This window comes from Nocardiopsis exhalans, assembly GCF_024134545.1.
Taxonomy (GTDB): Bacteria; Actinomycetota; Actinomycetes; order Streptosporangiales; family Streptosporangiaceae; genus Nocardiopsis; species Nocardiopsis exhalans.
Window position 1 is genome coordinate 3757156 of record NZ_CP099837.1, and the last position, 23609, is coordinate 3780764.

General features: G+C 69.9%; 28 protein-coding genes and 1 pseudogene. 12 read left to right on the forward strand and 17 right to left on the reverse strand.

All coding sequences use genetic code 11. The features are described from left to right. Positions 1-72 precede the first annotated feature (72 nt). Positions 73-2346 (forward strand): ATP-binding cassette domain-containing protein, encoded by a 2274-nt coding sequence (locus NE857_RS16605; RefSeq protein ID WP_254416586.1) that lies wholly within the window; start codon positions 73-75, stop codon positions 2344-2346. A gap of 187 nt (positions 2347-2533) precedes the next feature. Beyond that, positions 2534-3022, forward strand: a complete 489-nt coding sequence (locus tag NE857_RS16610; protein ID WP_254416587.1) for a GNAT family N-acetyltransferase — start codon at positions 2534-2536, stop codon at positions 3020-3022. A 25-nt stretch (positions 3023-3047) separates the two neighbouring features. Here the strand turns inward: NE857_RS16610 and NE857_RS16615 are convergent, their stop codons facing one another. Continuing rightward, a complete protein-coding gene (locus tag NE857_RS16615; protein ID WP_254416588.1) occupies positions 3048-3419 on the reverse strand; it encodes a winged helix-turn-helix transcriptional regulator in 372 nt (123 codons plus the stop codon). A 79-nt stretch (positions 3420-3498) separates the two neighbouring features. On the opposite strand from NE857_RS16615, the gene NE857_RS16620 reads away from it, so the two are divergent. Then, positions 3499-3921: a RidA family protein gene (locus tag NE857_RS16620; RefSeq protein WP_254416589.1), complete on the forward strand. Its 423-nt coding sequence runs from the start codon at positions 3499-3501 to the stop codon at positions 3919-3921. Positions 3922-3980: 59 nt separating this feature from the next. After that, positions 3981-4529 (forward strand): NUDIX hydrolase, encoded by a 549-nt coding sequence (locus NE857_RS16625; RefSeq protein WP_254416590.1) that lies wholly within the window; start codon positions 3981-3983, stop codon positions 4527-4529. Positions 4530-4597: 68 nt separating this feature from the next. On the opposite strand, the gene NE857_RS16630 is transcribed toward NE857_RS16625, so the two are convergent. The 5 genes from NE857_RS16630 to NE857_RS16650 all read right to left on the reverse strand — a co-directional run bounded on the left by NE857_RS16630 (position 4598) and on the right by NE857_RS16650 (position 7737). After that, on the reverse strand, positions 4598-5284 hold the full coding sequence (locus NE857_RS16630; protein ID WP_254416591.1) for an SRPBCC domain-containing protein: 687 nt from the start codon (positions 5282-5284) through the stop codon (positions 4598-4600). 223 nt (positions 5285-5507) lie between these two features. Beyond that, entirely contained in the window at positions 5508-6110 is a 603-nt protein-coding gene (locus NE857_RS16635; protein ID WP_254416592.1) for a class I SAM-dependent methyltransferase, read from the reverse strand. A 114-nt stretch (positions 6111-6224) separates the two neighbouring features. Next, positions 6225-6884 carry a class I SAM-dependent methyltransferase gene (locus NE857_RS16640; protein WP_254416593.1) on the reverse strand — a complete coding sequence of 220 codons (660 nt, stop codon included), beginning with the start codon at positions 6882-6884 and terminating at the stop codon, positions 6225-6227. 68 nt (positions 6885-6952) lie between these two features. Further along, positions 6953-7315: a fluoride efflux transporter CrcB gene (gene crcB / locus NE857_RS16645; RefSeq protein WP_254416594.1), complete on the reverse strand. Its 363-nt coding sequence runs from the start codon at positions 7313-7315 to the stop codon at positions 6953-6955. After that, on the reverse strand, positions 7312-7737 hold the full coding sequence (locus NE857_RS16650) for a fluoride efflux transporter FluC (RefSeq protein ID WP_254416595.1): 426 nt from the start codon (positions 7735-7737) through the stop codon (positions 7312-7314). The genes crcB and NE857_RS16650 overlap by 4 nt, the downstream gene beginning before the upstream one ends. An 82-nt stretch (positions 7738-7819) precedes the next feature. Between NE857_RS16650 and NE857_RS16655 the strand changes: the two genes are divergently transcribed. The 3 genes from NE857_RS16655 (at position 7820) to NE857_RS16665 (ending at position 10181) form a co-directional block, all read left to right on the forward strand. After that, positions 7820-8197: a VOC family protein gene (locus tag NE857_RS16655; protein ID WP_254416596.1), complete on the forward strand. Its 378-nt coding sequence runs from the start codon at positions 7820-7822 to the stop codon at positions 8195-8197. 102 nt (positions 8198-8299) lie between these two features. Further along, the gene (locus NE857_RS16660) at positions 8300-8920 is read left to right on the forward strand and encodes a TetR/AcrR family transcriptional regulator (RefSeq protein WP_254416597.1); all 621 of its coding nucleotides are present in this window, start codon (positions 8300-8302) and stop codon (positions 8918-8920) included. Between the two features lie 40 nt (positions 8921-8960). Then, entirely contained in the window at positions 8961-10181 is a 1221-nt protein-coding gene (locus NE857_RS16665; protein WP_254416598.1) for an acyltransferase family protein, read from the forward strand. Between the two features lie 107 nt (positions 10182-10288). Here the strand turns inward: NE857_RS16665 and NE857_RS16670 are convergent. The 3 genes and pseudogenes from NE857_RS16670 to NE857_RS16680 form a co-directional block, all read right to left on the reverse strand. After that, positions 10289-11002 (reverse strand): annotated as a pseudogene (locus tag NE857_RS16670) (SDR family oxidoreductase); the annotation flags it as partial. 32 nt (positions 11003-11034) lie between these two features. Next, positions 11035-11715 carry a GNAT family N-acetyltransferase gene (locus NE857_RS16675; RefSeq protein WP_254416599.1) on the reverse strand — a complete coding sequence of 227 codons (681 nt, stop codon included), beginning with the start codon at positions 11713-11715 and terminating at the stop codon, positions 11035-11037. A gap of 163 nt (positions 11716-11878) precedes the next feature. Next, positions 11879-13765: an ABC transporter ATP-binding protein gene (locus NE857_RS16680; protein ID WP_254416600.1), complete on the reverse strand. Its 1887-nt coding sequence runs from the start codon at positions 13763-13765 to the stop codon at positions 11879-11881. Positions 13766-13922: 157 nt separating this feature from the next. Between NE857_RS16680 and NE857_RS16685 the strand changes: the two genes are divergently transcribed. Next, positions 13923-14762, forward strand: coding sequence for an alpha/beta fold hydrolase (locus NE857_RS16685; protein WP_254416601.1), 840 nt, complete (start codon positions 13923-13925; stop codon positions 14760-14762). A 27-nt stretch (positions 14763-14789) separates the two neighbouring features. Here the strand turns inward: NE857_RS16685 and NE857_RS16690 are convergent, their stop codons facing one another. Then, positions 14790-15704, reverse strand: coding sequence for an EamA family transporter (locus NE857_RS16690; protein WP_254416602.1), 915 nt, complete (start codon positions 15702-15704; stop codon positions 14790-14792). 68 nt (positions 15705-15772) lie between these two features. Between NE857_RS16690 and NE857_RS16695 the strand changes: the two genes are divergently transcribed. Then, positions 15773-16648 carry a LysR family transcriptional regulator gene (locus NE857_RS16695; protein WP_254416603.1) on the forward strand — a complete coding sequence of 292 codons (876 nt, stop codon included), beginning with the start codon at positions 15773-15775 and terminating at the stop codon, positions 16646-16648. A 22-nt stretch (positions 16649-16670) separates the two neighbouring features. Here NE857_RS16695 and NE857_RS16700 read toward each other — a convergent pair whose 3' ends face one another. The 3 genes from NE857_RS16700 to NE857_RS16710 all read right to left on the reverse strand — a co-directional run bounded on the left by NE857_RS16700 (position 16671) and on the right by NE857_RS16710 (position 18888). Continuing rightward, complete coding sequence (locus NE857_RS16700) at positions 16671-17243, reverse strand: maleylpyruvate isomerase family mycothiol-dependent enzyme (RefSeq protein ID WP_254416604.1); 573 nt, start codon at positions 17241-17243, stop codon at positions 16671-16673. A 118-nt stretch (positions 17244-17361) separates the two neighbouring features. Beyond that, on the reverse strand, positions 17362-18084 hold the full coding sequence (locus tag NE857_RS16705) for a sensor domain-containing protein (RefSeq protein WP_254416605.1): 723 nt from the start codon (positions 18082-18084) through the stop codon (positions 17362-17364). A gap of 114 nt (positions 18085-18198) precedes the next feature. Beyond that, positions 18199-18888 carry a GAP family protein gene (locus NE857_RS16710; protein ID WP_254416606.1) on the reverse strand — a complete coding sequence of 230 codons (690 nt, stop codon included), beginning with the start codon at positions 18886-18888 and terminating at the stop codon, positions 18199-18201. Positions 18889-18958: 70 nt separating this feature from the next. Between NE857_RS16710 and NE857_RS16715 the strand changes: the two genes are divergently transcribed. Then, the gene (locus NE857_RS16715) at positions 18959-19591 is read left to right on the forward strand and encodes a TetR/AcrR family transcriptional regulator (protein WP_254416607.1); all 633 of its coding nucleotides are present in this window, start codon (positions 18959-18961) and stop codon (positions 19589-19591) included. 202 nt (positions 19592-19793) lie between these two features. Further along, positions 19794-20360, forward strand: a complete 567-nt coding sequence (locus NE857_RS16720; RefSeq protein ID WP_254422005.1) for a GNAT family N-acetyltransferase — start codon at positions 19794-19796, stop codon at positions 20358-20360. 23 nt (positions 20361-20383) lie between these two features. Here the strand turns inward: NE857_RS16720 and NE857_RS16725 are convergent, their stop codons facing one another. The 4 genes from NE857_RS16725 to NE857_RS16740 form a co-directional block, all read right to left on the reverse strand. Next, positions 20384-20791, reverse strand: a complete 408-nt coding sequence (locus NE857_RS16725; protein ID WP_254416608.1) for a MarR family winged helix-turn-helix transcriptional regulator — start codon at positions 20789-20791, stop codon at positions 20384-20386. 212 nt (positions 20792-21003) lie between these two features. Further along, positions 21004-21807 (reverse strand): class I SAM-dependent methyltransferase, encoded by an 804-nt coding sequence (locus NE857_RS16730; protein WP_254416609.1) that lies wholly within the window; start codon positions 21805-21807, stop codon positions 21004-21006. 277 nt (positions 21808-22084) lie between these two features. Then, positions 22085-22510 carry a DUF4180 domain-containing protein gene (locus NE857_RS16735; protein ID WP_254416610.1) on the reverse strand — a complete coding sequence of 142 codons (426 nt, stop codon included), beginning with the start codon at positions 22508-22510 and terminating at the stop codon, positions 22085-22087. Further along, positions 22507-22938 (reverse strand): helix-turn-helix domain-containing protein, encoded by a 432-nt coding sequence (locus tag NE857_RS16740; protein ID WP_254422006.1) that lies wholly within the window; start codon positions 22936-22938, stop codon positions 22507-22509. Before NE857_RS16740 ends, NE857_RS16735 begins: the two co-directional genes overlap by 4 nt. Before the next feature lie 159 nt (positions 22939-23097). Between NE857_RS16740 and NE857_RS16745 the strand changes: the two genes are divergently transcribed. Further along, entirely contained in the window at positions 23098-23580 is a 483-nt protein-coding gene (locus tag NE857_RS16745) for a VOC family protein (RefSeq protein WP_254416611.1), read from the forward strand. The last annotated feature ends 29 nt before the right edge of the window (positions 23581-23609 follow it).

The following is a 23609-nucleotide window of genomic DNA, read 5'->3' on the forward strand; positions in this document are numbered from 1 at the left end:
TTACGGAATAAACTAATGTTCGCTGGCTGTTAGTTTACCGCATAAGGATTTCTTCGGACCCTGAGGAGCAGCTTGTTTTCCGAATCCACCACCACGGCGGACACCCACGACACCATCCAGGTCCGCGGGGCCAGGGAGAACAACCTCGACAACGTCTCCGTCGACATCCCCAAGCGGAGGCTGAGCGTCTTCACTGGGCTGTCCGGCTCGGGTAAGTCCTCACTGGTCTTCGGCACGATCGCCGCCGAGTCCCAGCGGCTGATCAACGAGACCTACACCGCGTTCCTGCAGTCCTTCATGCCCAGCGTGGGCCGCCCCGACGTGGACTCGCTGCGCAACCTCAGCGCGGCGATCATCGTGGACCAGGAGCGCATGGGCGCCAACTCGCGCTCCACGGTCGGCACCGCCACCGACGCCCACGCCATGCTGCGCATCGTCTACAGCCGGGCGGGCACCCCGCGCCTGGAGCCCTCCAGCGCCTTCAGCTTCAACAACTCCGAGGGCATGTGCCCCGAGTGCGAGGGGCTGGGCCGCACCAACCAGGTCGACCTCGACGAGCTCTACGACCGTGACCTGTCCCTGAACGAGGGCGCCATCACCGTCCCCGGGTTCGCGGTGGACAACTGGTACTGGCAGCTCTTCGCGAACTCGGGCCTGCTGGACGCGGACAAGAAACTGCGCGACTACACCGACCAGGAGTGGCAGGACTTCCTGCACAAGCCGATCACCAAGGTCAAGGTCGGCACCAGCAACCTGACCTACGAGGGCCTGGTCCCCAAGATCAAGCGGACCTACCTGGCCAAGGACCGCGAGAAGATGCAGTCCGCCATCCGCGCCTTCGTGGACCGGGCCGTGGTCTTCTCGGCCTGCCCTGAATGCGCGGGCACCCGGCTCAACGCCGCCGCCCGGGAGGTCAAGGTCAACGGGCGCACCATCACCGAGTGCGCGTCCATGCAGATCAGCGACCTGGCCGCGTTCGTCCGCGAGATCGACGAGGCGGCCGTCAAACCGCTCGTGGACACCCTCGGCCACACCCTGGACTCGCTGGTGGAGGTGGGGCTGGGTTACCTCAGCCTGGACCGGGAGTCGGGCACGCTGTCCGGCGGTGAGGCCCAGCGGGTCAAGATGGTGCGCCACCTGGGCTCCAGCCTCAGCGACGTCACCTACGTCTTCGACGAACCCACCGTGGGCCTGCACCCGCACGACATCGAGCGGATGAACAACCTCCTGCTCAGCCTGCGCGACAAGGGCAACACCGTGCTGGTGGTCGAGCACAAACCCGAGACCATCGCCATCGCCGACCACGTCGTGGACCTGGGCCCGGGCGCCGGACCCTCCGGCGGCACCGTCACCTACACCGGCGACGTGGCCGGGCTGCGCGCCTCGGGCACCCTGACCGGCGACCACCTGGACCACCGGGCCCGACTGCGGGAGAGCGTACGCACCCCCACCGGAACCATCCCCATCCGCGGGGCCAACACCCACAACCTCCAGGACGTGTCCGTGGATATCCCCCTGGGCGTGCTCACCGTGGTCACCGGGGTGGCGGGTTCGGGCAAGAGCTCACTCATCCACGGGGCGCTGCCCGGCCGCGAGGGCGTGGTGGTCGTCGACCAGTCCGCCATCCGGGGTTCGCGCCGCTCCAACCCGGCCACCTACACCGGGCTGCTGGACCCGATCCGCACCGCCTTCGCCCGCGCCAACAAGGTGAAGTCCTCCCTGTTCAGCGCGAACTCCGAGGGGGCGTGTCCCGAGTGCAAGGGCGCCGGGGTGATCTACACCGACCTGGCCATGATGGCCGGGGTCGCCTCCACCTGCGAGCAGTGCGAGGGGCGCCGGTTCAAGGCCGAGGTGCTCGAACACAAGCTGCACGGAAAGGACATCAGCCAGGTCCTGGCCATGTCCGTGGTGGAGGCGCGTGACTTCTTCACCTCCGGCCAGGCCCGCACCATCCTGGACCGGATGTACGACGTCGGCCTGGGCTACCTGGGGCTGGGCCAGCCGCTGACCACCCTGTCCGGCGGTGAGCGCCAGCGCCTGAAGCTGGCCATCTCCATGGCCAAGAAGGGTGCGGTGTACGTGCTGGACGAGCCGACCACCGGCCTGCACCTGGCCGACGTGGACCGGCTGCTGGCGCTGCTGGACCGCCTGGTGGAGGACGGCAACACGGTGGTGGTGATCGAGCACCACCAGGCGGTCATGGCCCACGCCGACCACCTGATCGACCTCGGCCCGGGCGCCGGACACGACGGCGGCCACGTGGTCTTCGAGGGCACCCCGGCTGAACTGGTGGAGCGGGGACAGACCTTGACCGCCCGCCACCTGCGCACCTACCTGGGGCTTTAGGGGCAACAGGCAGAGTGATCGGGCCCGCCGCCGGAGGCCCTCCGGCGGCGGGCCCGTCCGTGTTCGCAGTTTCGGCAGGGGCACGCGGGGCGCCGTGGCCATCTGGCTCCACCTGGACTGATGCTGGCAGCGGGTGCCCCCGAATAATGACGGGCGCGCGTCCGAGGCTTTCTGGCAGGCTGTCCGGATGCTGATCAGAGAAGCCGAAGCCTCGGACTGGGCCCAGATCTGGCCCTTCATGCACCGGATCGTCGCGGCGGGGGACACCTTCACCTACCCGGCGGACATGGACGAGAAGCAGGCGCACGACGGGTGGCTGCTGGCCGCGCCCGATCGGACGGTGGTCGCGGTGGACGACACCGGGACGGTGCTGGGTACCGCCAAGATGAACCGCAACCACATGGGCAACGCCTCGCACATCGCCTCGGCCAGCTACATGGTCGATCCCGCCCACTCCGGGCAGGGCGTGGGTCGGGCCCTGTGCGAGTACTCACTGGAGTGGGCTCGCGATCAGGGCTACCGGGCCATGCAGTTCAACGCGGTGGTGGAGACCAACACCCGCGCGGTGCGGCTGTACGAGTCGTTGGGATTCGGGGTGGTGGGCACCCTCCAGGAGGGTTTCCGCCACCCCGAGCACGGATACGTGGGGCTGCACATCATGTACCGCACGCTTTGAGCTGACGCTGGGGTGTTTGGCCGGGTCAGGTGTGTTCGTCGAACTGCTCACGGGCCCGCTCGACCTCGGGCATGGTGACCGTGGTCCAGCGCAGGAGCGCGTCGATGAGGTCCTGGAGCGTTTTGCCCAGCGGCGAGATGCGGTACTCCACGGCCAGGGGGCGCGTGTTCACGATGACCCGGTCGACCATCCCGTTGCGCTCCAGGCGCCGCAGGGTCGCGGTGAGCGACTTCTGGGTGATGACCGGGATCGCGCGGCGCAGCTCGTTGAAGCGCGAAGGGCTTTCGCAGAGGCGGTCCAGGACCTGTAGCGACCACTTGTCGAGCACCTGGTCGAGGAGTTCGCGGTGCTGCGCGGTGATCTGGGTCGTGGGCTGAAGCGGGGTGGTTTCCGGCATGATACCTAGTCTCGTTGAGGTTCCCTTCGGCTACCAAGTAGACATGGGATACCTACTCGGTGCCAACAGAGGGACCTCCATGACCGTGCAACTGCTGACCCCCGAGGGCATGTTCCAGCCCGTCCCCTACCACCACGTCTCGATCGGTACCGGCAGCCGCCAGGTGCACGTGGCCGGACAGATCGCCCGCGACGGTGACAACGGACCCGTCGCCACCGGCGACCTCACCGGCCAGATCGAACAGGTCCTGCGCAACGCCGCACGCGGCCTGGCCGGAGCCGGGGCGACCTTCGCCGATGTCGTGCGCCTGCGGTTCTTCCTCACCGACTGGGGTCCCGACACCAGCGAGAAGAAGCTGGGCGATTTCATGCGGGGCATCGAGAACGTCGCGGACGAACTCGGCATCCCGCGGCCGCTGCCTCCCGTGTCGGCTATCGGGGTGAGCTACCTCTTCGAGCCCGACGTGCTCGTCGAGGTCGAGGCCTACGCCGTCCTGGACTGATCCCGGAGGCGGCCCCCGGTTCAGGTGAGACCGGGGGCCGCCCCGCCATACTGGCGCCCATGACGACTCCCGCCATGTCTTCCCCTGACGAACCCGCGCCGTTCTCCCGCGTCAAGATCCGGGTCGGGGCTCTGGTGTTCTGCGGAAACGAGGTCGCCCTGATCCGCCGCGACCGGCCCTCCTCGGTCCACTACACGCCGCCCGGCGGCAACGTCGAACCCGGCGAGGACCTGGCGGCCGCTCTCCGCCGCGAACTGGCCGAGGAACTGGATCTGCGCCCGGACCAGGCCAGCGCACCGGAGCTGCTGTGGGTGGTGGACCAGCGGGTCAGCCGACCCGGGGCGACCCCGCCGCCGCGCAAGCTGCACCTGATCTACCGTCTGCACGTGACGCCTGAGGTTCGTCAGGGGCTGGCGGTGGAGGAGTACGACGAGCAGCCCGGCGGCCACGAGGTCGGCATCGTCGAATGGGTGAACCACCGCCGGGCCGCGGACCTTCCGCTCTTCCCGCTGATCGGACCGGCGCTGGCCGCCCTGCCCGACCCGCACGCGGTGGTCGCCGACGCCGCTCTGGCGGCGGTCACCGATGACAACTACGTCTGGGTCTAGTGCGGGGTGTTCCCAGCGGCCCGAAGAAGCCCTTCGGGTGGGCAGGGCGGCCGGGGGCCGAGCGATCCCTAGCTCTCCAGGAGCTTCTTGAGGTCGGTCAGCCAGGTGCGCCAGTCACTCTTCCACTCGTTGGCGCGGTCGGCGGAGCCGATACGGGTGTGCTCGATGCCGACCATCGACTTGGCCTCACCCTTGGCCTGGAAGGTCACCGCGATGCGGCTGTCCTCGGGCAGGTCGGCGGTGAACCTCTTGCCCGGCTTGGCCGTGCGCTCGGAAGCCTCCACCGGCAGCCAGCGGGAGCGCAGTTCAGGGTCGGCGAAGGCTGCGAACAGACGCTCCGCCGGAACGTTCACGGTCTTGCTGGCGCTGGCGGCGAAGCCGTCCTTCTTCTGGCCAGGCACCCGCAGGCCGCGCTCCTGCTCGTAGGCGACGGTGACGGTCTGGGCCCACCAGCCGTTCACGTCGTACTCCCGGACCAGCCACGCGGCGATCTCGGTGTGCGTGCGGGTGGTGGCCTCCCAGGCGTCCAGCAGCGCGAACCACGTGTCGTAGTCGCGGCCGGTGGCCTCGGCGAGTTTGGGGTCGGAGACGCGTTCGCGGATGGTGGCGGCGCCGGTGCCCGTGGGCTGGTCGGCGGGGGCAGCCGGTGCCGGTTCGGGGTCCGTGATCAGGTGGGCGCGGGCGGCGGTGTAGCTCTCACCGGTCTTGTCCATGCGGGCACGCACGCTGCTCTTGAAGGACTTATTGCTGGTCATGACGGCTCCTCGGCGGTCCGCGACGAAACCCACGCTCCCGTCGCCCCGCCGGAAGGGCTGCACACGTCAGACCGGCGTCCCGAGAACTCCAGGGTCCCCTTTGCCTCCACTGAGCCGACGGCGTGGGCGCCGGGGCCGGAGGTTGGGCGCGGGACCGCGCCGACTTCCACGTTACTCCGGCAGCCGTCGGCCCACCACCCCCGGGCGGTCGGACGGGTCCCGGTCAGCGTGTGCGCCGGGCCCTGAGGACGGTGTCGTGGGTGTGGTGCGAACCAGGCGGCGGAGGGACGACCCGGGGACGGGTCTCATTGACGGTGATGGTCCAGTCCGTGTCCAGGAGTTCGGCGATCTCAGCGGACTGGTAGTAGTCGGCGGGTACGTGGCCGTCGTCCAGGCGTTCGGGCAGGCCGGTGATGTCGTGTCCGACGAAGAGGAGGGTGCCGCCCGGGGCGACGGCCGACAGCAGCCCTCGCAGTGCGGTGTGGTCGGGTTGGCGCGGGAACGGGAAGTAGTGGACGCAGACCAGGTCGAACGCGTCGGCCGGGGGCGGCGCGGTGGTCAGATCGCCGCGTTTCCACGACACCCGCCCCTTGACGTCCGCTCCAGCCGCGGCCGCGCGCTTCAGGGCGACCTGGGAGATGTCGACCGCGGTAACCATCCAGCCCCGTCGGGCCAGCCACAGCGCGTCCGCGCCCTCGCCGCAGCCCACATCGAGCGCCTGTCCGGGCGGCAGGTCGGTCAGTTCCGTGAGCAGGACGCCGTTGGGGTTGCCGCTGAAGAGCTGGGGCTGGCTGCCGTACCTGTCGTCCCAGAACTGTGCGTCCATGGTGGGTCTCCTCGGTGGTGGGGCGAACGGGGCGGGTTGGCCCGCTCCGCCACCAAAGTGCCCCGACCGTGGGGATAGCGGCAAAGTTTGTTGCGGGAACGGCAAAAACGGGGGTCAGGCGGGATGGTCGTAGACCAGGGTGTGGCGCCAGAACAGGCGTCTACGCACGCGTGCGCCAGGCAGTTCCCGGGCGGCAGCGGCGCGGATCCGGGCGAGGGTCTCCGGTGGTTCCGCAGCGGGCGCGCGCATGTGCGGGGGTGGTTCGTCGGCCGGGGCGGGGTGTTTGATCAGGCCCACGAGCGGGTTGAGCAGCAGTGAGACCAAACCGGCCAGCTGGTCGGCCGGTCCTTCGTCGCGGTGGCAGCCCACGACCACCAGCCGCCCGCCGGGCTTCAGGCCGGCACGCAGCTCACGCAGGGTGGTTTCCAGGGGGAGGTGGTGCAGGACCGCCACCAGGGTGATGGCGTCCCAGCGCCGTTCGGGGTCTCGGCCCTCGAAACCCGCCCGGGTGATGGTGACCCCGGGGACGTGGGCGAAGCGGGCCGAGGCCACAACGGCGGTTTCGAGGTCGGGTTCCAGACCCGTGACCGAACCCACCCGGCGGCGCAGACGGGCGATCAGGTTTCCGGTGCCACACCCCACGTCCAGGGCCTCGCGCGCCCCGCTGGCCGCGACCCGGCGCACCACCCACGGGCCGTAGAGGTCGTTGTGGCTCCAAGGATGGCGTCGGTTGAACCGGTCCAACCGGGCGAGCAGCGGTGTCAGCAGGGACATGCGGACCAGGGTAGAGGCGCTCAGATGGACCCTCCGAACACCGGGTGACCCGCCGAAGAGGGGGGATCTCACCCGAACAGGAGGGCCGTCACCGTCAGGCCCGTCCACGCCGCACCGACCCCCAGGGCGAGGCTGGCCAGTACGTACAGCAGGGCCCGGCCGCGGGCGCCGGTTCGGCTGAGCTGGACCGTCTCGTAGGCGAACGTGGAGTAGGTGGTCAGCGCCCCGCACAGCCCAGCGCCCAGGAGCGCCATCGCCTCGGGGGACAAGGGCAGCGCCATCAGTGTCCCCAGGATGAGACTGCCCACCGCGTTCACCAGCAGGGTTCCCCAGGGGAAGCCCTCCCCGAACCGGCGCTTGAGCGCCAGGTCCACGAGGAAACGGATCGGGGCTCCCACGGTCGCGCCCAAGGCGACCAACAGCGCGCTCACGGGTTGCGCCCTCCGCCGTGGAACAGGAACCGGTGGGCCAGGGAGGATGCGGACCAGGCCGCGGTGAGCGCCCCCGCCAGGGTGAGGAAGAGGTAGGCGAGCGCGACCCGCGGTTCGCCGCGTTCCAGCGCGGTCACCGTGTCCATGGCGTAGGCGGAGAAGGTGGTGTATCCGCCCAGGAGGCCCACGCCCCAGAAGGGCCGCACGAAGCGGTTGTCGGGCCGGCGGTGGGTGATCAGTTCCATGAGCAGGCCGATCAGCAGGCTGCCGCTGATGTTGATCGCCAGGATCGTCCAGGAGACCCCGGAGGCGGCGGGCTGCCAGAGCACGTCCAGGCCGTGCCGGGTCAGGGCGCCCAGGGCCCCGCCCGCGGACACGGCGGCGACCAGGGGCCACAGGGAGCCCCGTGCGGATGAGGACATGGGTTCATTGTCCACCTGTCAGGGGGCGTGGTGCCCGGGAAATCTCCTGGTCCGTCCGGCGCGGACGTGCCTAGGGTGGGGTATGGCCCGACTGCGTGACATCGTCCTGGACTGCCGCCACCCAGCCTCGCTGGCCCGGTTCTGGGCCGCGGCCATGGACCGTTACGCGGTGGCGACCTACGACGAGGAGGAGCTGGCCCGGCTGCGCTCGTCAGGGGTGTTCGACCCCGAGGAGGCCCCCCAGGTGATGGTGGAGGGTCCGCAGGGGAGCCCGTCCTTCTTCTTCCAGAAGGTTCCCGAACCCAAGGCCGTCAAGAACCGCATGCACGTTGACCTGGTCGGGGACGGCGCTGAGCTGGAGCGGCTGCTGGCTCTGGGCGCGTCGGTGGTGGCCCGTCACCCCGATCTGGTGGTGCTGGCCGACCCCGAGGGCAACGAGTTCTGCCTGATCGACGACTGACCCGCCCCGAGCGGTGTTCCCCGAGACCCAGGGGGGTTCGGTTCAGGGTGTGTTCAGGGCCATCCCCCATGGCTTTCTGGCCCTGCGTGTTAGATTCTGGCCATGCAGTCAAAAAATAAGCCAGATGGCCAGAAGCGGTCCTTCATCGAGGAGGCGCGGCGGGCGCAGATCATCGAGGCGGCGATCGAGACCATCGCCGAGGTGGGCTACCCCAACGCCTCCCTGGCCCGGATCGCACGGACGGCGGGGATCAGCAAAGGCGTGATCTCCTACCACTTCAACGGCAAGGACGAGCTGATGGATCAGGTGGTGACGGGCGTCTACACGGAGATCGCGGAGACGGTCGTCCCCCGGATCCTGGCCCAGGACAGCGCCTCGGCGAGGCTGCGCACGCACGTGCGGAGCGTGGCCGAGTACGGACTCGCGCACCGCGGCCGGCTCGCGGCCGTCGGCGAGATCTTCATCCACGCGCGTGACGCCGAAGGCAACCCCCGGTTCGGGGGACGCCAGGCCGAACCGCTCTACGAGTCCCTGGAGGGGCTCTACCGGAGCGGCCAGGAGAGCGGCGAGCTCCGCGACTTCGACGTGCGGGTGATGGCGGTCAGTCAACAGGCGTCCATCGACGCCATGTTCGGGTACTGGCGGGCAAACCCCGACCACGACCTGCTCGCGCACGCCGACGAACTGGGCGAACTCCTGGTCCGCGCCACCCGAGCCGACTGAACGCCACTGGCCCTCGCACACCCCGACCACCGAGGGCACCATGACACAGCAGAAGGCACCACCAACCACCACGACCCCGGGGCCGACCACCCGGGCACGCCTGTTCTTCGTCGACAACCTGAGGGTCGTGCTGACCGTACTGGTCGTCCTGCACCACGCGGCTCTCACCTACAGCAACATCCCGCTCTGGTACTACACCGAGCCCGCCCAGGATCCCAGCGGGCACGTGCTCGACCTGTTCATCATGCTCAACCAGACCTTCTTCATGGGCATGTTCTTCCTGCTCGCAGGGTACTTCGTGCCCGGGGCGGCGGACCGCCGGGGCCGGCACGGGTTCACGCGTGAACGGCTGGTGCGCCTGGGTGTGCCCCTGCTGCTGTTCGTGGTCCTGCTGCGCCCCCTGGCCTCGGCGCCCGGGTACACGACGCTGCTGGCCACCGAGCCCGACCTGCCGTACTGGCTGTTCTACCTGTTCACGGCCGACCCCGGGCCGCTGTGGTTCGCCGAGGTCCTGCTGGTGATGAGCCTGGTCTACGTAATGGTCCGCCGGTTCCGTGAGCGCCGCTCCACCGCGGTGGTCGACGTGACCGGGTCCGACGCGGGGGCCGGGGTGGCGGCGCGGGCGGAGCGTCCCGCCGACACCACCCCGCTGAACTGGTTCAGCATGGGCTGGTTCGTCCCGTTCCTGCTCTTCGCGGTGGGCCTGGCCCTGGTCACCATCGCCTGGAGGTACGCCTTCCCAGCCCCGTACTGGCCGATCGTGGGGCTGCCCAGCCCGGGCTACCTGCCCCAGTACGCAGCCCTGTTCACCCTGGGGGTGTTCGCCTACCGCCGGAACTGGCTGATGCGGCTGCCCAACTCGGCCGGCTGGGGCGGCCTGGCCGTCGCGTTGGTGAGCCTGATCGGCCTGGGGGTGTCGGTGATCGTGCTCGGTGAGGCTGCCCTGGTTCCCCGCACCTGGCAGTCGATGGCCGGCGTTCCGGTGGAGACCTTCTTCGCCATGGGTGTGATGGTGTCGCTGCTGGTGTTCTTCCGGCGCTTGTTCAACCGGACCAACCGCTTCCTGAGGTTCCTCGCTGACAACGCCTTCGCGGTCTACGTCCTGCACGCTGTGGTGCTGGTCTGGGTCGGGGTGGCGCTGAGCGGCTGGGAGGCCGGCGCGCTGGTCAAGTTCTTCGGGCTGGCCGCCCTGTCCGTGCCCCTGTGCTGGGCCGTGGCCGGTGCCGTCCGCGCGATCCCGGGGATCAAGCGCATCCTGTGATCCCGGAACCGACCTGAGCCCGTTCCCTGCTTGCGAGCCCGCCCAGCACCGCGGCGCACCGGCGGGCAGGGACCGGGCTCACTGCCGTCCGGGTCCCGGCGCAGGTGGAGTTCGGTGACCTGGGCGTCGCGCGGCAGGTCCAGAGCCTCGACGACGGCCCGGGCCAGGGTGGCGGGCCGGATGCACGCCGCGGGGTCGTAGTCGCGTCCGAACGCACCACGGACCTCGCGCAGCAGTTCGGTGGCGGTCCCGCCTGGGTGGACGCTGGTCACCCGGACCCCGTGCGGTCCCTCCTCCTGGCGCAGGGAGCCCGCCAGCTCGCTCAGCCCCGCCTTGCTCGCGGCAAAGGCCGACCACTGCGGTACCGCGTGCAGGCCGGGGGAGGCGTTGACCAGCACCACGTGCCCGCCGCTGGCGCGCAGGGCGGGCAGCAGCAGGCGGGTGAGTTCGGCGGCCGAGACCAGGTTGACCGCCAGCACCTCCCGCCACAGCTCCACCGGGGAGTCCGCGACCGAGGCGACCGGGGAGACCCCGGCGCAGTGCACGAAAGCGTCCAGTTCCGCCAGTTCCGGGAGATCGGCCAGCACCTCGGCGAGGGACTCGGGGTGACGCAGGTCGGCGCGCAGCAGGCGCACCAGCGAATGCTCCTCAGAGAGCTCGGCGAGGCGGTCGGCGTCACGGCCCAGAGCCACCACCGGCCGCCCCTTCCGAACCAGAGCCTCCACCAGCGCCGTGCCGATCCCGCCCGCCGCCCCGCTCACCAGGACGGTGCCCCCGCCAGAGGGTGTCTCCCGCACCTCGTTCGCCCGCATGACGGGCATCCTGGCACATGGCTCAGCCCAGGGCCACGGGTTTAGCGGCTCAGGTGGGCCGGGGTGACCTCGCAGACCACCTCCCAGCCCAGGTGTTCGTACAGGCCGCGGCCGTCCTCGGTGGCCACCAGCAGCCCGGTGTACACGCCCTGGGCCCGGGCGGTGCGACCCAGAGCGTTCATGACCGCCCTGGCCAGGCCGTGCCCCCGGTGCTCGGGTTCGGTGATCACCTTGTCGAAGACCGCCGAGCCCTCGTGGGTCGACATCAGCGCACTGGCGGCGGCGGTGCCCTCGGGGGTCAGCGCTCTGCCCCGGTGGTGGGCGCCGCCGCGGTTGAGCCGGTAGACGTAGGGCTCCGGGACCGGCGCCGGAACGGGTGAGAGTTCCACACACATGAGGTACTCGGGCTCCCCGACCCGCCAGCGCGGGTCCAGGGCCGCGAGGGTCTCCTCGCGCGGTCCGCACACCTTGAGCCAGCTGTCCGGGGCGGACAGGGCACGGGAGAGCTCAGCCGCACGGCGGGCATCGGGCAGTACGTGCCGGACACGGTGGCCGGACACCCCCACGTCGAGCCGGTGTCCGTGCGGAACCCGGACCGGGGCGGGTGCGCGCCGGGTCAGGGCCCAGCCGTGTACCCAGTGTCCGACCAGTCGGCGGACCCGGGAGGAGGACGAGGAGGGGCGACGGGGCGGGGCGGAGGGACGTGGTGCGCTCGAGGCCATGCCTCCATCCTCGCGACCGAACCCGCTCCGTGGTCGCCCGTGGCCGGACGTGGCCGTCCCCCGGTGTGGCGCCACCAGGGAACGGGGATCGTACACGGGCCCCGCGCCTGGGCGTGTTCGGCGGAACACGCCCAGGCGGAGAGCCGTGGGCTCTGGGAGATACCTATCCGGTCGTGACCGGCTCGGGGTCCCCACTGGCGAACTGGGTCCGGTGGAGTTCGGCGTAGCGTCCGCCGCGGGCCAGCAACTCGGTGTGGGTGCCGCGCTCGACGATCCGTCCGGCCTCGACCACGAGGATGGCGTCGGCGGCGCGGATGGTGGACAGCCGGTGGGCGATGACCAGGGCGGTGCGCCCCTCCAGTGCCTCGGCCAGGGCGGCCTGGACCGCGGCCTCGGAGGTGGAGTCCAGGGCGGAGGTGGCCTCGTCGAGGATGACCACCTCGGGACCGGCCAGGAGGAGCCGGGCGATGGTCAGGCGCTGGCGTTCACCGCCGGAGAAGCGGTAGCCGCGTTCACCGACCACCGTGTCCAGACCGTCGGGCAGGTCGGCGACCAGGGTGTCCAGGCGGGCGCGGCGCAGGGCGTCCCAGATCTGTTCGTCGTCGGCTTCGGGGGCGCCCAGGCGCAGGTTGGCGCGGATGGACTCGTGGAACAGGTGGCCGTCCTGGGTGACCATGCCCAGGGTGGCGCGGATGGAGCCGAAGGTGAGGTCGCGCACGTCTGTTCCGGCCAGGCGGACGGTTCCCTCGTCGACGTCGTACAGGCGCGGGGTGAGCTGGGCGATGGTGGATTTCCCGGCGCCGGAGGAGCCGACCAGGGCCACGGTCTGGCCGGGTTCGACGCGGAAGGACACCTCGTGCAGGACGGGGCCGTGTTCGGTGGTGTCCAGGGTGGCGACCTCCTCCAGGGAGGCCAGGGAGACCTTGTCGGCGGTGGGGTAGCCGAAGGTGACGTCGTCGAACTCCAGGGAGACCGGTCCGGCGGGGACCGGGCGCGCGTCCGGTTTCTCGTCCACCAGCGGCTTGAGGTCGAGGACCTCGAAGACCCGGCTGAAGCTGACCAGGGCGCTCATGACCTCCACCCGGGCACTGGCCAGGGCGGTCAAGGGGGCGTACAGGCGGGTGAGGAGCATGCCCATGGCCACGACGGTTCCGGCGTCGAGCTGGCCGCGTAGGGCGTAGAAGCCGCCCAGGCCGTAGACCAGGGCGAGGGCGAGCGCGGAGACCAGGGTCAGGGCGGTGAAGAACACCTCCTGGACCATGGCGGTGCGCACGCCGATGTCGCGGACACGGCTGGCGCGGCGGGCGAACTCGGCGGACTCCTCGTCGGGTCGGCCGAAGAGCTTGACCAGGGTGGCGCCGGGCGCGGAGAAGCGCTCGGTCATCTGGGTGCCCATGGCGGCGTTGTGGATGGTGCGTTCGCGTTCGATCTTGGCCAGGCGGGCGCCCATGCGGCGGGCGGGCAGGACGAAGACAGGCAGGAGCAGGAGCGCGATCAGGGTGATCTGCCAGGACAGGGTCATCATGACGACCAGGGCTAGGAGCAGGGTGACGAGGTTGCTCATCACCCCGGACAGGACGTCGCTGAAGGCGCGTTGGGCGCCGATGACGTCGTTGTTGAGCCGGCTGACCAGGGCGCCGGTGCGGGTCCGGGTGAAGAAGGCGACCGGCATGCTTTGGACGTGGTCGTAGACGGTGGTGCGCAGGTCCAGGATGAGGCCTTCGCCGATGCGGGCGGACAGCCACCGCACGATCAGGGCCAGTCCGGCTTCGGCGATCGCGACCAGGGCGATGAGTCCGGCCAGGAAGAGGATGGGGTTGAGGGCCGATCCGCCGACGATGGCGTTGACGACCTCACCGGCCAGCAGCGGAGAGGCCACGGCCAGGGCGGCCATGAACACGCTCAGTGCGAGGAACCAGCCGAGCTGGCGAGAGTGCGGGCGGGCGAAGGAGGCGATCCTGCGCAGGACCGGCAGGGAGAAGGGCCGCTGGTCCTCTTGCGCGTGCATCGCGTGGTAGATCGAGTTCCACGCTGCCATTTCCATGCTCATGGGGTTCACCGGTCCGTTGGGTTGGTTACCTCTGAACCGTAGAACCTCAACATTGGTTCAGGTCAAATCTCTGAGGCATGTTCTTTATGGTTCTCTTTTATTCTTAACTCCAGGGAAGGTTAGGGTACTTTGATGGGTAATGAGGAGGATGCCTTCGATGAGTGCGATCTACCGAACCGAGGCCGCAGGACTACGGCTCCAGGAGCGCTACCGCCGCGACCTGACACAGGTGCCGGTCCCGGCCGAGCACCTGCGCGTTCCCACCCGCGAAGGTGAGACCTTCGTGCTCGCCTGTGGCGCCGAGCAGGCCCCGCCGCTGGTGCTGTTGCACGGTTCGGGCGCCAACAGCACCACCTGGTTCGCGGACCTGCCCGGCTGGTCACGGCACTTCCGGGTGTATTCGGTGGACCTGATCGGCGAACCCGGGCTGAGCGCGCCCTCCCGCCCCGACCTGAGCACTGAGGCCAGCACGCTGTGGCTGGACGAGGTCCTCGACGCACTGGGGGTGGACAGCGCCGCCCTGGTCGGCCTGTCCCTGGGCGGGTGGACGGCGCTGGACTACACGATCCGCAGACCCGAACGCGTCACCCGGCTGGCCCTGCTGTGCCCGGGCGGGGTCGGCCCCCAGCGCCGTTGGCGACTCCTGGGAGCGGGGCTGCTGATGTTGTTCGGCCGTGGCGGCAAGCGCATGTCCACCCGGCTGATGACCGGCTTGAACCGCCCCGAGGATCAGTCGGTGCTGGACGCGGTGGTCCAGAACTTCGGCCAGTTCCGCCCGCGCACCGAGACCCTGCCGGTCTTCTCCGATGACGCCCTGCGCGGGTTGGAGCTCCCGATCCAGGTGAGCGTGGGCGAGCGCGACCGGATGTTCGACTCCGCCCGGACCGCCCGGCGCTTCGTCGAATGCGTTCCACACGCACAGGTACGGGTGCTGCGCGGAGTCGGCCACGCCGTCATGGGCCAGACCGAGCCGGTTCTGGAGTTCCTGCGGGGCTGAGAGCGTCGGATGCCGGAGCGGGACGGCTCAGCCCCGCTCCGCCCCGACCCGGCCTACCCTTCCCGCGCTGACCGCGTTGGCGGCCACGATCGCCAGGATCGCCACCCCCTCCACCCAGTGCAGGGCCTGGCCCAGCACCAGCCAGCCCGCCAGCGACGCCATCACCGGGTGCACGCTCATGAACAGCCCGAAGAAACGGGCCGGGACCCGGCGCAGCGCGTACAGGTCGCCCAGGAACGGCACCATCGACGAGAGCACGCCCGCCACGGCCGCGCAGGCCAGGGCCACCAGCGTGGGCGGGTTCAGGTACAGCACGGTGATGCCGATCGGCACGAACACCAGTGCGGAGACCCCGGCGGCCGCCGCGGAGCCCTCGATGCCCGGCAGTCGCCGCCCCACCGTCCGGTTGAGCAGGATGTATCCGGCCCAGCAGGCCGCCGCGACCAGGGCCAGGGCGATCCCGAGGTAGTCGGTGGAGGGCTGCGGACGCATCAGGACCGCCACCGCACCGCCTGCGACGAGTGCGCACGCCAGGTCGGTCCAGCGGCGTGAGGCGGCCAGGGCCACGGCCAACGGGCCGAGGAACTCCAGGGTGACCGCCAGCCCCAGCCCGATGCGGTCGATGGCCAGGTACAGGGTCAGGTTCATCAACCCGAACACCACCGCCATCGACAGCACCGGCCACCACTGCGCCCAGGTGAACGAGCGCAGCCGGGGCCGCCCCACCGCCATCAGGACCGCGCCCGCCACCCACTGGCGGACGGCCACCACCCCGACCGGTCCGATCATCGGGAAGGCCAGGGCGCCGGTGGCCGCGCCGACCTGGTTGGAGGTACCGCCCAGCAGCATCACGGCCATGCCCCGCAAGCTCCGCGAACCCGTACCCGCGCCGGCCCCCGTGGTGCCGTGCCCGCTCTGTCCGGTGTCGGTGGAAGTTGTCATGGGGCGAGCATCCGCCCAACTCTCACATACGCAAAATGCATACGAGTGAGCATCTATACGCTGGAGTCATGGATCTCGAACTCCGTCACCTGCGCTGCCTCGTGGCGATCGTGGACACCGGCAGCTTCAGCGACGCCGCGCTCGAACTCGGGGTCTCCCAAGCTGCGGTGTCACGGACCCTGGCCGCGCTGGAGGGCATCCTCGGGGCGCGCCTGCTGCACCGCACCAGCCGCAACGTCACCCCGACCACGGCGGGGGTCCAGGTGCTGGCCCGCGCCCGCCACCTGCTGTCCGAGGCCGACAACCTGGTCAGCGAGGCCACCACCGGGCACACCCGGCTGCGGGTGGGGCACGCCTGGTCCGCCGTGGGCCGCCACACCGCCGATTTCCAGCGCCGCTGGGCCGACCTGTACCCGGACGTGGCCCTGCACCTGATCCGCACCAACACCCCCACCGGCGGGCTGGCCGAAGGGTTGTGCGACCTGGCGGTGGTGCGGGCGGCCTTCGACGGCAAACGCTTCGACAGCGCGGTGGTCGGGCACGAGAGGCGGCACTGCGCGATGGCCTCGGACGACCCCTGGGCGCGACGCCGTTCGCTGCGCCTGGCCGAACTCTCCGAAAGGCTGCTGCTCTTCGACCGGCGCACCGGGACCACCACCGCCGACCTGTGGTCGGAGGGCGCACGCCCGGCCATGGAACACGTCAACGACATCGACGACTGGTTGGCGGAGATCGCCACCGGGCGGGCGGTCGGTATCACCCCGGAGAGCACCGCCACCCAGTACCGGCGCGACGGCATCGTCTTCCGGCCGCTGCGTGACGCCCCGTTCATCCCGGTGCGGCTGGTCTGGCGCAGGCACGACCCGCACCCGGCCACGCACGCCGCCGTGGCGCTGCTTTCGGAGCTGTACCGGAAGGGTCCGCACGGGGCGAAGGGGCGCTGACAGCCCCGCTGGAAGTGAGGGCTCAGTTCGGTGGCTTCCATGCCGGGTCACGACCGATGAAGGCCATGAGCCTGTCCTGCGCGGAGGCTTGCGGAGCGACGGGCACAGCGGGACCGTACTCACCGCTCTCACGCAGGATCTGTTCGATTGGCCCCATCGCGGCCAGGACGGCCGCGCAGCGTTCCCGGCCCAGGTCCGGCTCCCGGCCGAGCGCCTTCGCCAGGTCCCAGGAATGCATCCAGACGTCGGTGGTGTAGAACTCGTCGATCGCCGTGTCCACGGGTTTGTCACCGATTTCGGGGTTGCTGAGCACCCGCCCCCCAGGGTTTTCGAGGATGTCCTGGATACGGGCGACATGCTGCCGCCAGGCGCCGACCGGGTCGGCCCCGACGTCCAGTTCCGCAAGCGTGATCCCGGCGCCCTCCAGGAATTCGCCGGGCCACTCGACCAGGTGCCGCACCACGTCGAGCGCGGTCCACCCCGCGACCGGGCTGGGCCGCTCCCAGTCACCGACCGAGGCCGACTCAGCCAACTCGGTGATGAGGGCCGCGTCGTCCGCGTGCCGCTGGGCCGGTCCCGTCGAATCCCCCGTCATCTCCGTCTCCTTCCACGCGCCGCTCGTGGAACCTGTCGTACCCGTTGTTGGTCCGTGCAGGCGCACACGACGAAGGGTCGCTGAGCACGGAAAACGGCATGCGATCCGAGCGGGTCCCTCAGCGGGCGGAGACGAAGCGGCGCTCAGCAGGCCGCTGAGCGGAGCCGGAATGGTCGTCCTGGCGCTCGGCCTCGGGGGTCTTGGCGGTGAGGACCTGGACGCTGGTGTCCTCCGGGGCCAACAGGAGCGCGCGGGCGAGGGTGGACTCGGTTCGGGCGAGGAAGCGCATGACCAGCGGCAGGGTCAGGGCGAAGAGCACCCCGCCGACCATGTAGATCACCAGGGTGGCCAGGGCCGGGTACTCGGGCAGGACGAAGGTGCCCACATCGGTGTAGCCGGGGATGAAGTACAGCGACCATCCCCAGAGCGGGTAGAGCACTCCGCCAAGAGAGAGCGTCCACCAGAGCACGCAGATGATGAAGGCGACCGTGGCCACGGGGAAGCGCAGCAGGGCGTGCAGGGCGTCCAGCCAGCTGCGGGAGCAGACGATCGGGTTGAGTAACCGGCGCAGCGGACCGGCGCCCTTGGGCGGTGTCCGGTAGGGCAGTCGCATCACCGGGCGGCCGTACAGGTCCGAGAGGCGGATGCGGTCCACGTGTGCCAGCCCCCGGGCCATGACCAGGACCACGGAGATGAGCACCAGCCCCACGAAGATCGCGGCGGTGCCGATCCCGACGGCCAGTCCGGTCAGGACGAGGACGAAGGAGATGACGGCGAGCGGAAAGCCCAGGAACACGTATCGCGTGTCACGGCCGAGGCGGGTGAGGAGGGTCGCGTTCATACCTCCGACGCTACGCGCGGGCGCGTTCCCCGTCAGGGTCGCAGACGTGAGTGTCGGGTGTGGTGCTGACCCCACCCCGCGACGGGTGGGGGTACCTCTGGGCCCGGAGCGGAATCAGTCGCGCAGGGAGTCGAGCACGTCCGTGAACCCCACCTGGCCGAGGCCGTTGATGAGCAGGAAGAAGCCGACGATGCCGATGATCCAGGCCAGGGCCTCGCGCGAACCCGCGTCGATCTTCTCCCGCCAGCGGTCGAGCCTGGGGCGCAGCCGCTCTCCGAAGAGGCGGTGGCCCAGGTAGAGCAGGACCGGGGGCAGCACCATCACCAGGTTGTAGGCGGCCAGCATCGGCACCCAGGTGTGGGCGTCCAGACCGGCGGTGCCCATGATGCCGATGGCGCCGAGGTAAGGGAAGGCGGTTCCGGCCTCCAGCAGGCCGGTGGCCAGTCCCAGGCCGATCATGGTGATCGTGCGCAAGGAGGCCGGGCGGCGCGGGGCGCGCTTCCTGGTCGGCATCACCCAGGAGTAGGCGAACAGGCCGCCACCCAGGATCACCATGGCCCAGCCGGTGGCGGGGTTGTCGGACAGGCCGGAGAGCCGGTCCAGGGCCGCGTTCAGGCCCAGCATCAGCGCGCATCCGAGGGTGAAGTAGAAGAGCGCCACCGTACCGAGGTAGGCGAAGAGGGGGCGGGCGATCGAGCGGGCCCCGCTCAGTAGCACGAAGAGCGTGACGCCCAGGGTGGCGGGGCTCAGGGTGTCCAGGAGCGCCAGTCCGGCGACCGGCAGCAGTACTTCCAGGGGTGGCACGGGCTCCTCCTCGCTTCTTTTTCACACGACTGTGCTAAATAAAATAACACAGATGTGCTAAAAAGAAGGCGTGCCCAAGATCGTCGACCACGAAGAGCGCCGCCGAGAGCTCGCCGAAGCCCTGTGGAGGGTGATCGTCGCCTCCGGCCCCTATGCCGTGTCCATCCGTAGCGTCGCCGCCGAGGCGGGGCTGTCCGCGGGGGCGCTACGCCACTACTTCCAGACCCGCGAGGAACTCCTGATCTTCGCCATGGACCTGTCCGAGCAGCGGGTGATCCAGCGGATTCGGGAGTACTCACGCACCCTGGACCCCGACCTGCCCATGGTCGAGCGGGTCGCCAGGTTCGCCGAGCAGATGCTCCCCCTGGACGAGATGCGCCGCGCCGAGTTCCGTGCCTGGGAGGCCGTGGGAGCGCTCGGTGAGGGGGATCCCCGAAGCGAGGAGCGCTGGGACCAGCAACGCGGCCTCTACCGTCGACTCGTCGGCGCGCTCGGCGGGCTGCCGCCCTTGGACGACCCCGAGCAGGAGCACCCGGACCCCTGGCTGGAGACCTGGTCGGAGCATCTGCACACCTACATCGACGGTCTGGCGATCCAGATGATGATCGCCTCCAGCCAGGTCCCCCCGGAGACCGCCAAGGCACGGATGCGCGCCTTCCTCACGTTCATCGAGTCCACCCGCCGAGCCGAAGAGGCCGGGTGAGGGATGCTGGCTGAGGTGTGATCAGAGCGCCTGGAGACGGAAGTCGATGGCACCGAAGCCGCGTCGAGGTCGGCCACGGGACCTCGGGAGGCACTCGAGACGGGGGCCGGGCGCCCCGGGGCGTGGCACGGTCGCTTCGCGGGCTTGGCCATACTGGAGTGCGCAGTGGAGTGGAACCGAGGGGGAACAGGGCGTGAGCACTATGCAGAACGGCTGGGGTGTGCCGGGCGAACGGCCCAAGATCGAGTTCCGGGCCGCGGTGGCCAGCGATGTCCCCGCTTTGGTCGCCCTGGTCAACGCCTGCTACCGGGGCGACAGCTCCCGGCAGGGCTGGACGACCGAGGCCGACTTCCTCGACGGTCAGCGGGTGGACGCCGACACCATGACCGAACTGCTCGGCCGCACCAACACCCTGGTCCTGGTGGGGGAGTCCGAGGGGGAGATCGTCACCTGCTGCGAGCTGCAGCGCAGCATCAACGGAGCGTACTTCGGGATGTTCTCGGTGCGCCCCGAACTCCAGGGGGCGGGCCTGGGGCGGGTCGTCCTGGCCGAGGCCGAGCGCACCGCCGCTCTGGAATGGGGCTGCCGCCTGATGCGGATGAAGGTCCTCAAGCAGCGGCCCGAACTGATCGCCTGGTATGAGCGGCGCGGCTACACCAGCACCGGCAAGACCGAACCCTTCCCCTATGGTGACGAGGCCTTCGGCCTGCCCAGACAGGACGACCTGGCCTTCGTCGAACTCACCCGGGAACTACCCGCCGACCTGTAGGGGCTCGTTCCAGGGGGTGCGGGTCAGGCCTGTTCCAGGTTGGCCGACATCCGCTCCAGGACGTTGACGGTGTCCCGGTACTCCTGGTCGCTGACGCCCGCGCACAGGCGGCTGCGTGTCTGCTGGACCTTGGCCAAGAGCTCGTCGTGGGCCCGGTGGCCCTCGGGGGTCAGTTCCAGGGCCACCAGGCCGCTCACCCAGCCGCGCCGGCGCAGGGTCTCCACCGCCGGGGCCACAGTGGACTCGTCCTCGTCCAGGAACGGCGCCAGGCGCTGGTCCAGTTGGAGCACGGTGCCGGGTTCGCCGTGCAGGGAGTTGAGCGCCTGCCACTGGCGGCGGTCGAGGGACTCCGCGGCCAGGACCCGGTCGAAGTCGTTCTCGATGAGCCGGTCCAGGTGTTTGAGCCAGAATCCGATCGGTAGGTCGGACATGGTTCCTCCGATAGCCGATAACTGCGTCCCGACAGGTCGAAGATATATCGCCCGTCCACGCCGCGACCAGCCTTGCCCGAAAAGCCTGTGCTGCGTGTCGGTGGCGGTCGTTAACCCGCCCTATGTCCGATCTGCCTTGTCCGCCCCGGCCTGCGGATCGTGCACGCTACCGTCTACGACTCGACCATGTCGTGCGGGAGAGCAACTGAAACTCACTCCGGAACGCGGCACAGGATCGCGCCGCGGGGGATGACGAACACCCCGTCCGGGTGCTCGCTCCAGCGCTGCCAGCCAGCCGAGATCCACTCCAGGTCCGCCTGGCTCGCGATGCCCTTCTCGACCGCGCGGCGTCCCATGGTCGACTCCAGGATGCGGCGCGACCACATACCGCCCCACCAGGAACGACGGTCGGGTGCGGAGTGGTTCCACACCTCTGCGGTGTAGGTGACGTCCTCGAACCCGGCCGCGTGTGCCCAAGCGAGCATGTGGCGTCCGGCGTCGGGCTCGCCGCCGTTGGCGCGGGCGACCTTCTGGTACAGGTCCATCCAGGAGTCCAGTTCGGGCAGGCGCGGGTACCAGTGCATCGCCGAGTAGTCGCTGTCGCAGGCGGCCACCACGCCGCCGGGCCGGGCCACCCGGCGCATCTCGGCCAGGGCGCGCACCGGGTCGGCCACGTGCTGGAGGACCTGGTGGGCGTGGACGACGTCGAAGGTGTCGTCGGGCAGGTCCAGGCCGTGGACGTCGCCGACCAGGAAGTCGATGTTCTCCGCGCCCGCCTCCTCGGCGTTGGCGCGGGCCTGGTCGACCGCCTCGGGGGAGGCGTCCACGGCGGTGACCCGCCCGGGCGCGACCCGGCGGGCGAGGTCGGCGGTGATGCTGCCGGGGCCGCAGCCCACGTCCAGCAGGGAGCGTCCGGGGTTCATCTCTCCGAGTGCGTAGGCGGTGGAGTTCTCCGCGTTGCGCCACAAGTAGGAGAGGGTGACCGAGGGGTGCTGTCCGTGGGTGTACTCCGCCATCGCCTGCCGTCCTTCGTGTCGGGGGTTCGATCCGACCTTATCCATTCGTCTCTCTGGATGAGATGAATTTCTCGCATATTGAGATGATTTCTCTGTGGCGGGTACCCCCGAGAACGTCCCGTTCCAGCCCAGTACACGCGCCACGCACCGCTATGAGCAGGCAGGAGGAAGGGAGCAACACCCCTGGGGCGCAGTGAGGACGAAGGCCGCCACCCCGAGCAGAACACCACCGCCGCGCGCTCTCGGGGTGTCGCATCCCCGTACTCGTCGTCGGCGCTCAGGCGGAGGGCAGGCGCTCGGCCAGGGCTTCCAGGTCGGCGACGAACCAGCACTGGTTGCCACGGTCGCACTCGCGGACGAGATCGCGGAAGGCGTCGCTGGCGGCCATCTGTTGCGAGACGTCCCCGACCACGGCCAGGCGGATCCGGTAGTTGGCAAACTTCTGCAGGAACTCGCCCGCCACTCCGGTGCGCAACCGGAAGAAATCGGGGGCGAGGCGTTCGGCGGGCACTGCGACCCAGGCGACTCCGTGGTAGAAGGCGTCGCCCAGCACATCGGCGGCCTCGCGCAGCGGAGAGCCCTCCGACGGGCAGAGCATGACCTGGCGCCCGCCCATCCGGCGGGTTTCCGGAAGCGTCTCGGTTACCGGCTCCGGCTCCTCTGCCGCGGCGGGGTGCTGTTCGGGTGTTTTCGGAGAGCTCATGGCTGGTTTCCGGTGAGGGAGTCGATGTATCCCAGGAGCGTGGCGGTGGTGTCAAGGTCGCCCACGATGACCACTTTCAGCCGGGAACGCTCCGGGTCGTGGACGACCTGGACGTGGGAGCGCCCGCGCTGCTCGGGGCGTCCGGTGACGGTGAGCAGGGTGGTCAGACGGTCGGCGGTGTTCCGGTCGACCCCGTCGACCTGGACCACGGTGGACGCCTCCGCGTGCGGGGCCTCCTCACCTGCGGGTGGTCGCTCTCCGGCCAGCGGGCCGCCGGTGAACTCCTCCAGGTCCTGGCGTCGGATCCGGTACTGCTTGCCGATCCGGGTGGCCGCCAGACGCCCCTCGCGGACGTAGGCGCGCACGGTCTTGACGTGCAGACCCAGGAGGTCCGCGACCTGGTCCACCGAGTAGTACTGCTGGGTCATTCCTCGCCTCACCAGAGCTCTCTTCATCCCTAAACTTCCCTAAGTGTACTCCGAACAAAGGAAGGAAAGAGGAATTTAGGGAGATCGGTGCGGGGTTGGGGAAGCGGGTACGGGTGAGGAGAGGGAAACATCCGGGGGAGACGGGGAGAGGGGAAGGCCATGGCCCTCCTGAACAAGATCACGCCGTGTCTGTGGTTCAACGGGCAGGCCGAGCAGGCGGTGACGTTCTACACCAACGTTTTCGAGAACTCACGCGTCCTCAAGACCACCCACTACGGCCCCGGCCTGCCGGTGCCCGAGGGGACCGTGCTGACCATCGAGTTCGAACTGGACGGCAACCCCTTCACCGCGCTCAACGGCGGCGGGGAGTTCACCTTCGACGAGGCAGTGTCCTTCCAGATCATCTGCCGTGACCAGGCCGAGTCCGACCACTACTGGGACCGCCTCACCGACGGCGGTCAGGAGAGCCAGTGCGGCTGGCTCCGGGACCGGTTCGGCCTGTCCTGGCAGGTCTTCCCCGAGGAACTGAACACCCTGTTGGAGGACCCCGACCCGGAACGGTCGCACCGGGCCACCCAGGCCATGCTCATGATGCGCCGGATCGACCTGGACATGGTCCGCCGGGCCGCCAACGGCACCTGAACGCCTGCCGCGGATCCGGCTTCTCAGCG

Bases quoted from the DNA above. Each gene is read 5' to 3' on its own strand.
- NE857_RS16610 (WP_254416587.1), top strand. From the start codon at position 2,534: ATGCTGATCAGAGAAGCCGAAGCCTCGGACTGGGCCCAGATCTGGCCC.
- NE857_RS16615 (WP_254416588.1), bottom strand. From the start codon at position 3,419: ATGCCGGAAACCACCCCGCTTCAGCCCACGACCCAGATCACCGCGCAG.
- NE857_RS16620 (WP_254416589.1), top strand. From the start codon at position 3,499: ATGACCGTGCAACTGCTGACCCCCGAGGGCATGTTCCAGCCCGTCCCC.
- NE857_RS16625 (WP_254416590.1), top strand. From the start codon at position 3,981: ATGACGACTCCCGCCATGTCTTCCCCTGACGAACCCGCGCCGTTCTCC.
- NE857_RS16630 (WP_254416591.1), bottom strand. From the start codon at position 5,284: ATGACCAGCAATAAGTCCTTCAAGAGCAGCGTGCGTGCCCGCATGGAC.
- NE857_RS16635 (WP_254416592.1), bottom strand. From the start codon at position 6,110: ATGGACGCACAGTTCTGGGACGACAGGTACGGCAGCCAGCCCCAGCTC.
- NE857_RS16640 (WP_254416593.1), bottom strand. From the start codon at position 6,884: ATGTCCCTGCTGACACCGCTGCTCGCCCGGTTGGACCGGTTCAACCGA.
- NE857_RS16650 (WP_254416595.1), bottom strand. From the start codon at position 7,737: ATGTCCTCATCCGCACGGGGCTCCCTGTGGCCCCTGGTCGCCGCCGTG.
- NE857_RS16655 (WP_254416596.1), top strand. From the start codon at position 7,820: ATGGCCCGACTGCGTGACATCGTCCTGGACTGCCGCCACCCAGCCTCG.
- NE857_RS16660 (WP_254416597.1), top strand. From the start codon at position 8,300: ATGCAGTCAAAAAATAAGCCAGATGGCCAGAAGCGGTCCTTCATCGAG.
- NE857_RS16665 (WP_254416598.1), top strand. From the start codon at position 8,961: ATGACACAGCAGAAGGCACCACCAACCACCACGACCCCGGGGCCGACC.
- NE857_RS16675 (WP_254416599.1), bottom strand. From the start codon at position 11,715: ATGGCCTCGAGCGCACCACGTCCCTCCGCCCCGCCCCGTCGCCCCTCC.
- NE857_RS16680 (WP_254416600.1), bottom strand. From the start codon at position 13,765: ATGAGCATGGAAATGGCAGCGTGGAACTCGATCTACCACGCGATGCAC.
- NE857_RS16685 (WP_254416601.1), top strand. From the start codon at position 13,923: ATGAGTGCGATCTACCGAACCGAGGCCGCAGGACTACGGCTCCAGGAG.
- NE857_RS16690 (WP_254416602.1), bottom strand. From the start codon at position 15,704: ATGACAACTTCCACCGACACCGGACAGAGCGGGCACGGCACCACGGGG.
- NE857_RS16695 (WP_254416603.1), top strand. From the start codon at position 15,773: ATGGATCTCGAACTCCGTCACCTGCGCTGCCTCGTGGCGATCGTGGAC.
- NE857_RS16700 (WP_254416604.1), bottom strand. From the start codon at position 17,243: ATGACGGGGGATTCGACGGGACCGGCCCAGCGGCACGCGGACGACGCG.
- NE857_RS16705 (WP_254416605.1), bottom strand. From the start codon at position 18,084: ATGAACGCGACCCTCCTCACCCGCCTCGGCCGTGACACGCGATACGTG.
- NE857_RS16720 (WP_254422005.1), top strand. From the start codon at position 19,794: ATGCAGAACGGCTGGGGTGTGCCGGGCGAACGGCCCAAGATCGAGTTC.
- NE857_RS16725 (WP_254416608.1), bottom strand. From the start codon at position 20,791: ATGTCCGACCTACCGATCGGATTCTGGCTCAAACACCTGGACCGGCTC.
- NE857_RS16730 (WP_254416609.1), bottom strand. From the start codon at position 21,807: ATGGCGGAGTACACCCACGGACAGCACCCCTCGGTCACCCTCTCCTAC.
- NE857_RS16735 (WP_254416610.1), bottom strand. From the start codon at position 22,510: ATGAGCTCTCCGAAAACACCCGAACAGCACCCCGCCGCGGCAGAGGAG.
- NE857_RS16740 (WP_254422006.1), bottom strand. From the start codon at position 22,938: ATGACCCAGCAGTACTACTCGGTGGACCAGGTCGCGGACCTCCTGGGT.
- NE857_RS16745 (WP_254416611.1), top strand. From the start codon at position 23,098: ATGGCCCTCCTGAACAAGATCACGCCGTGTCTGTGGTTCAACGGGCAG.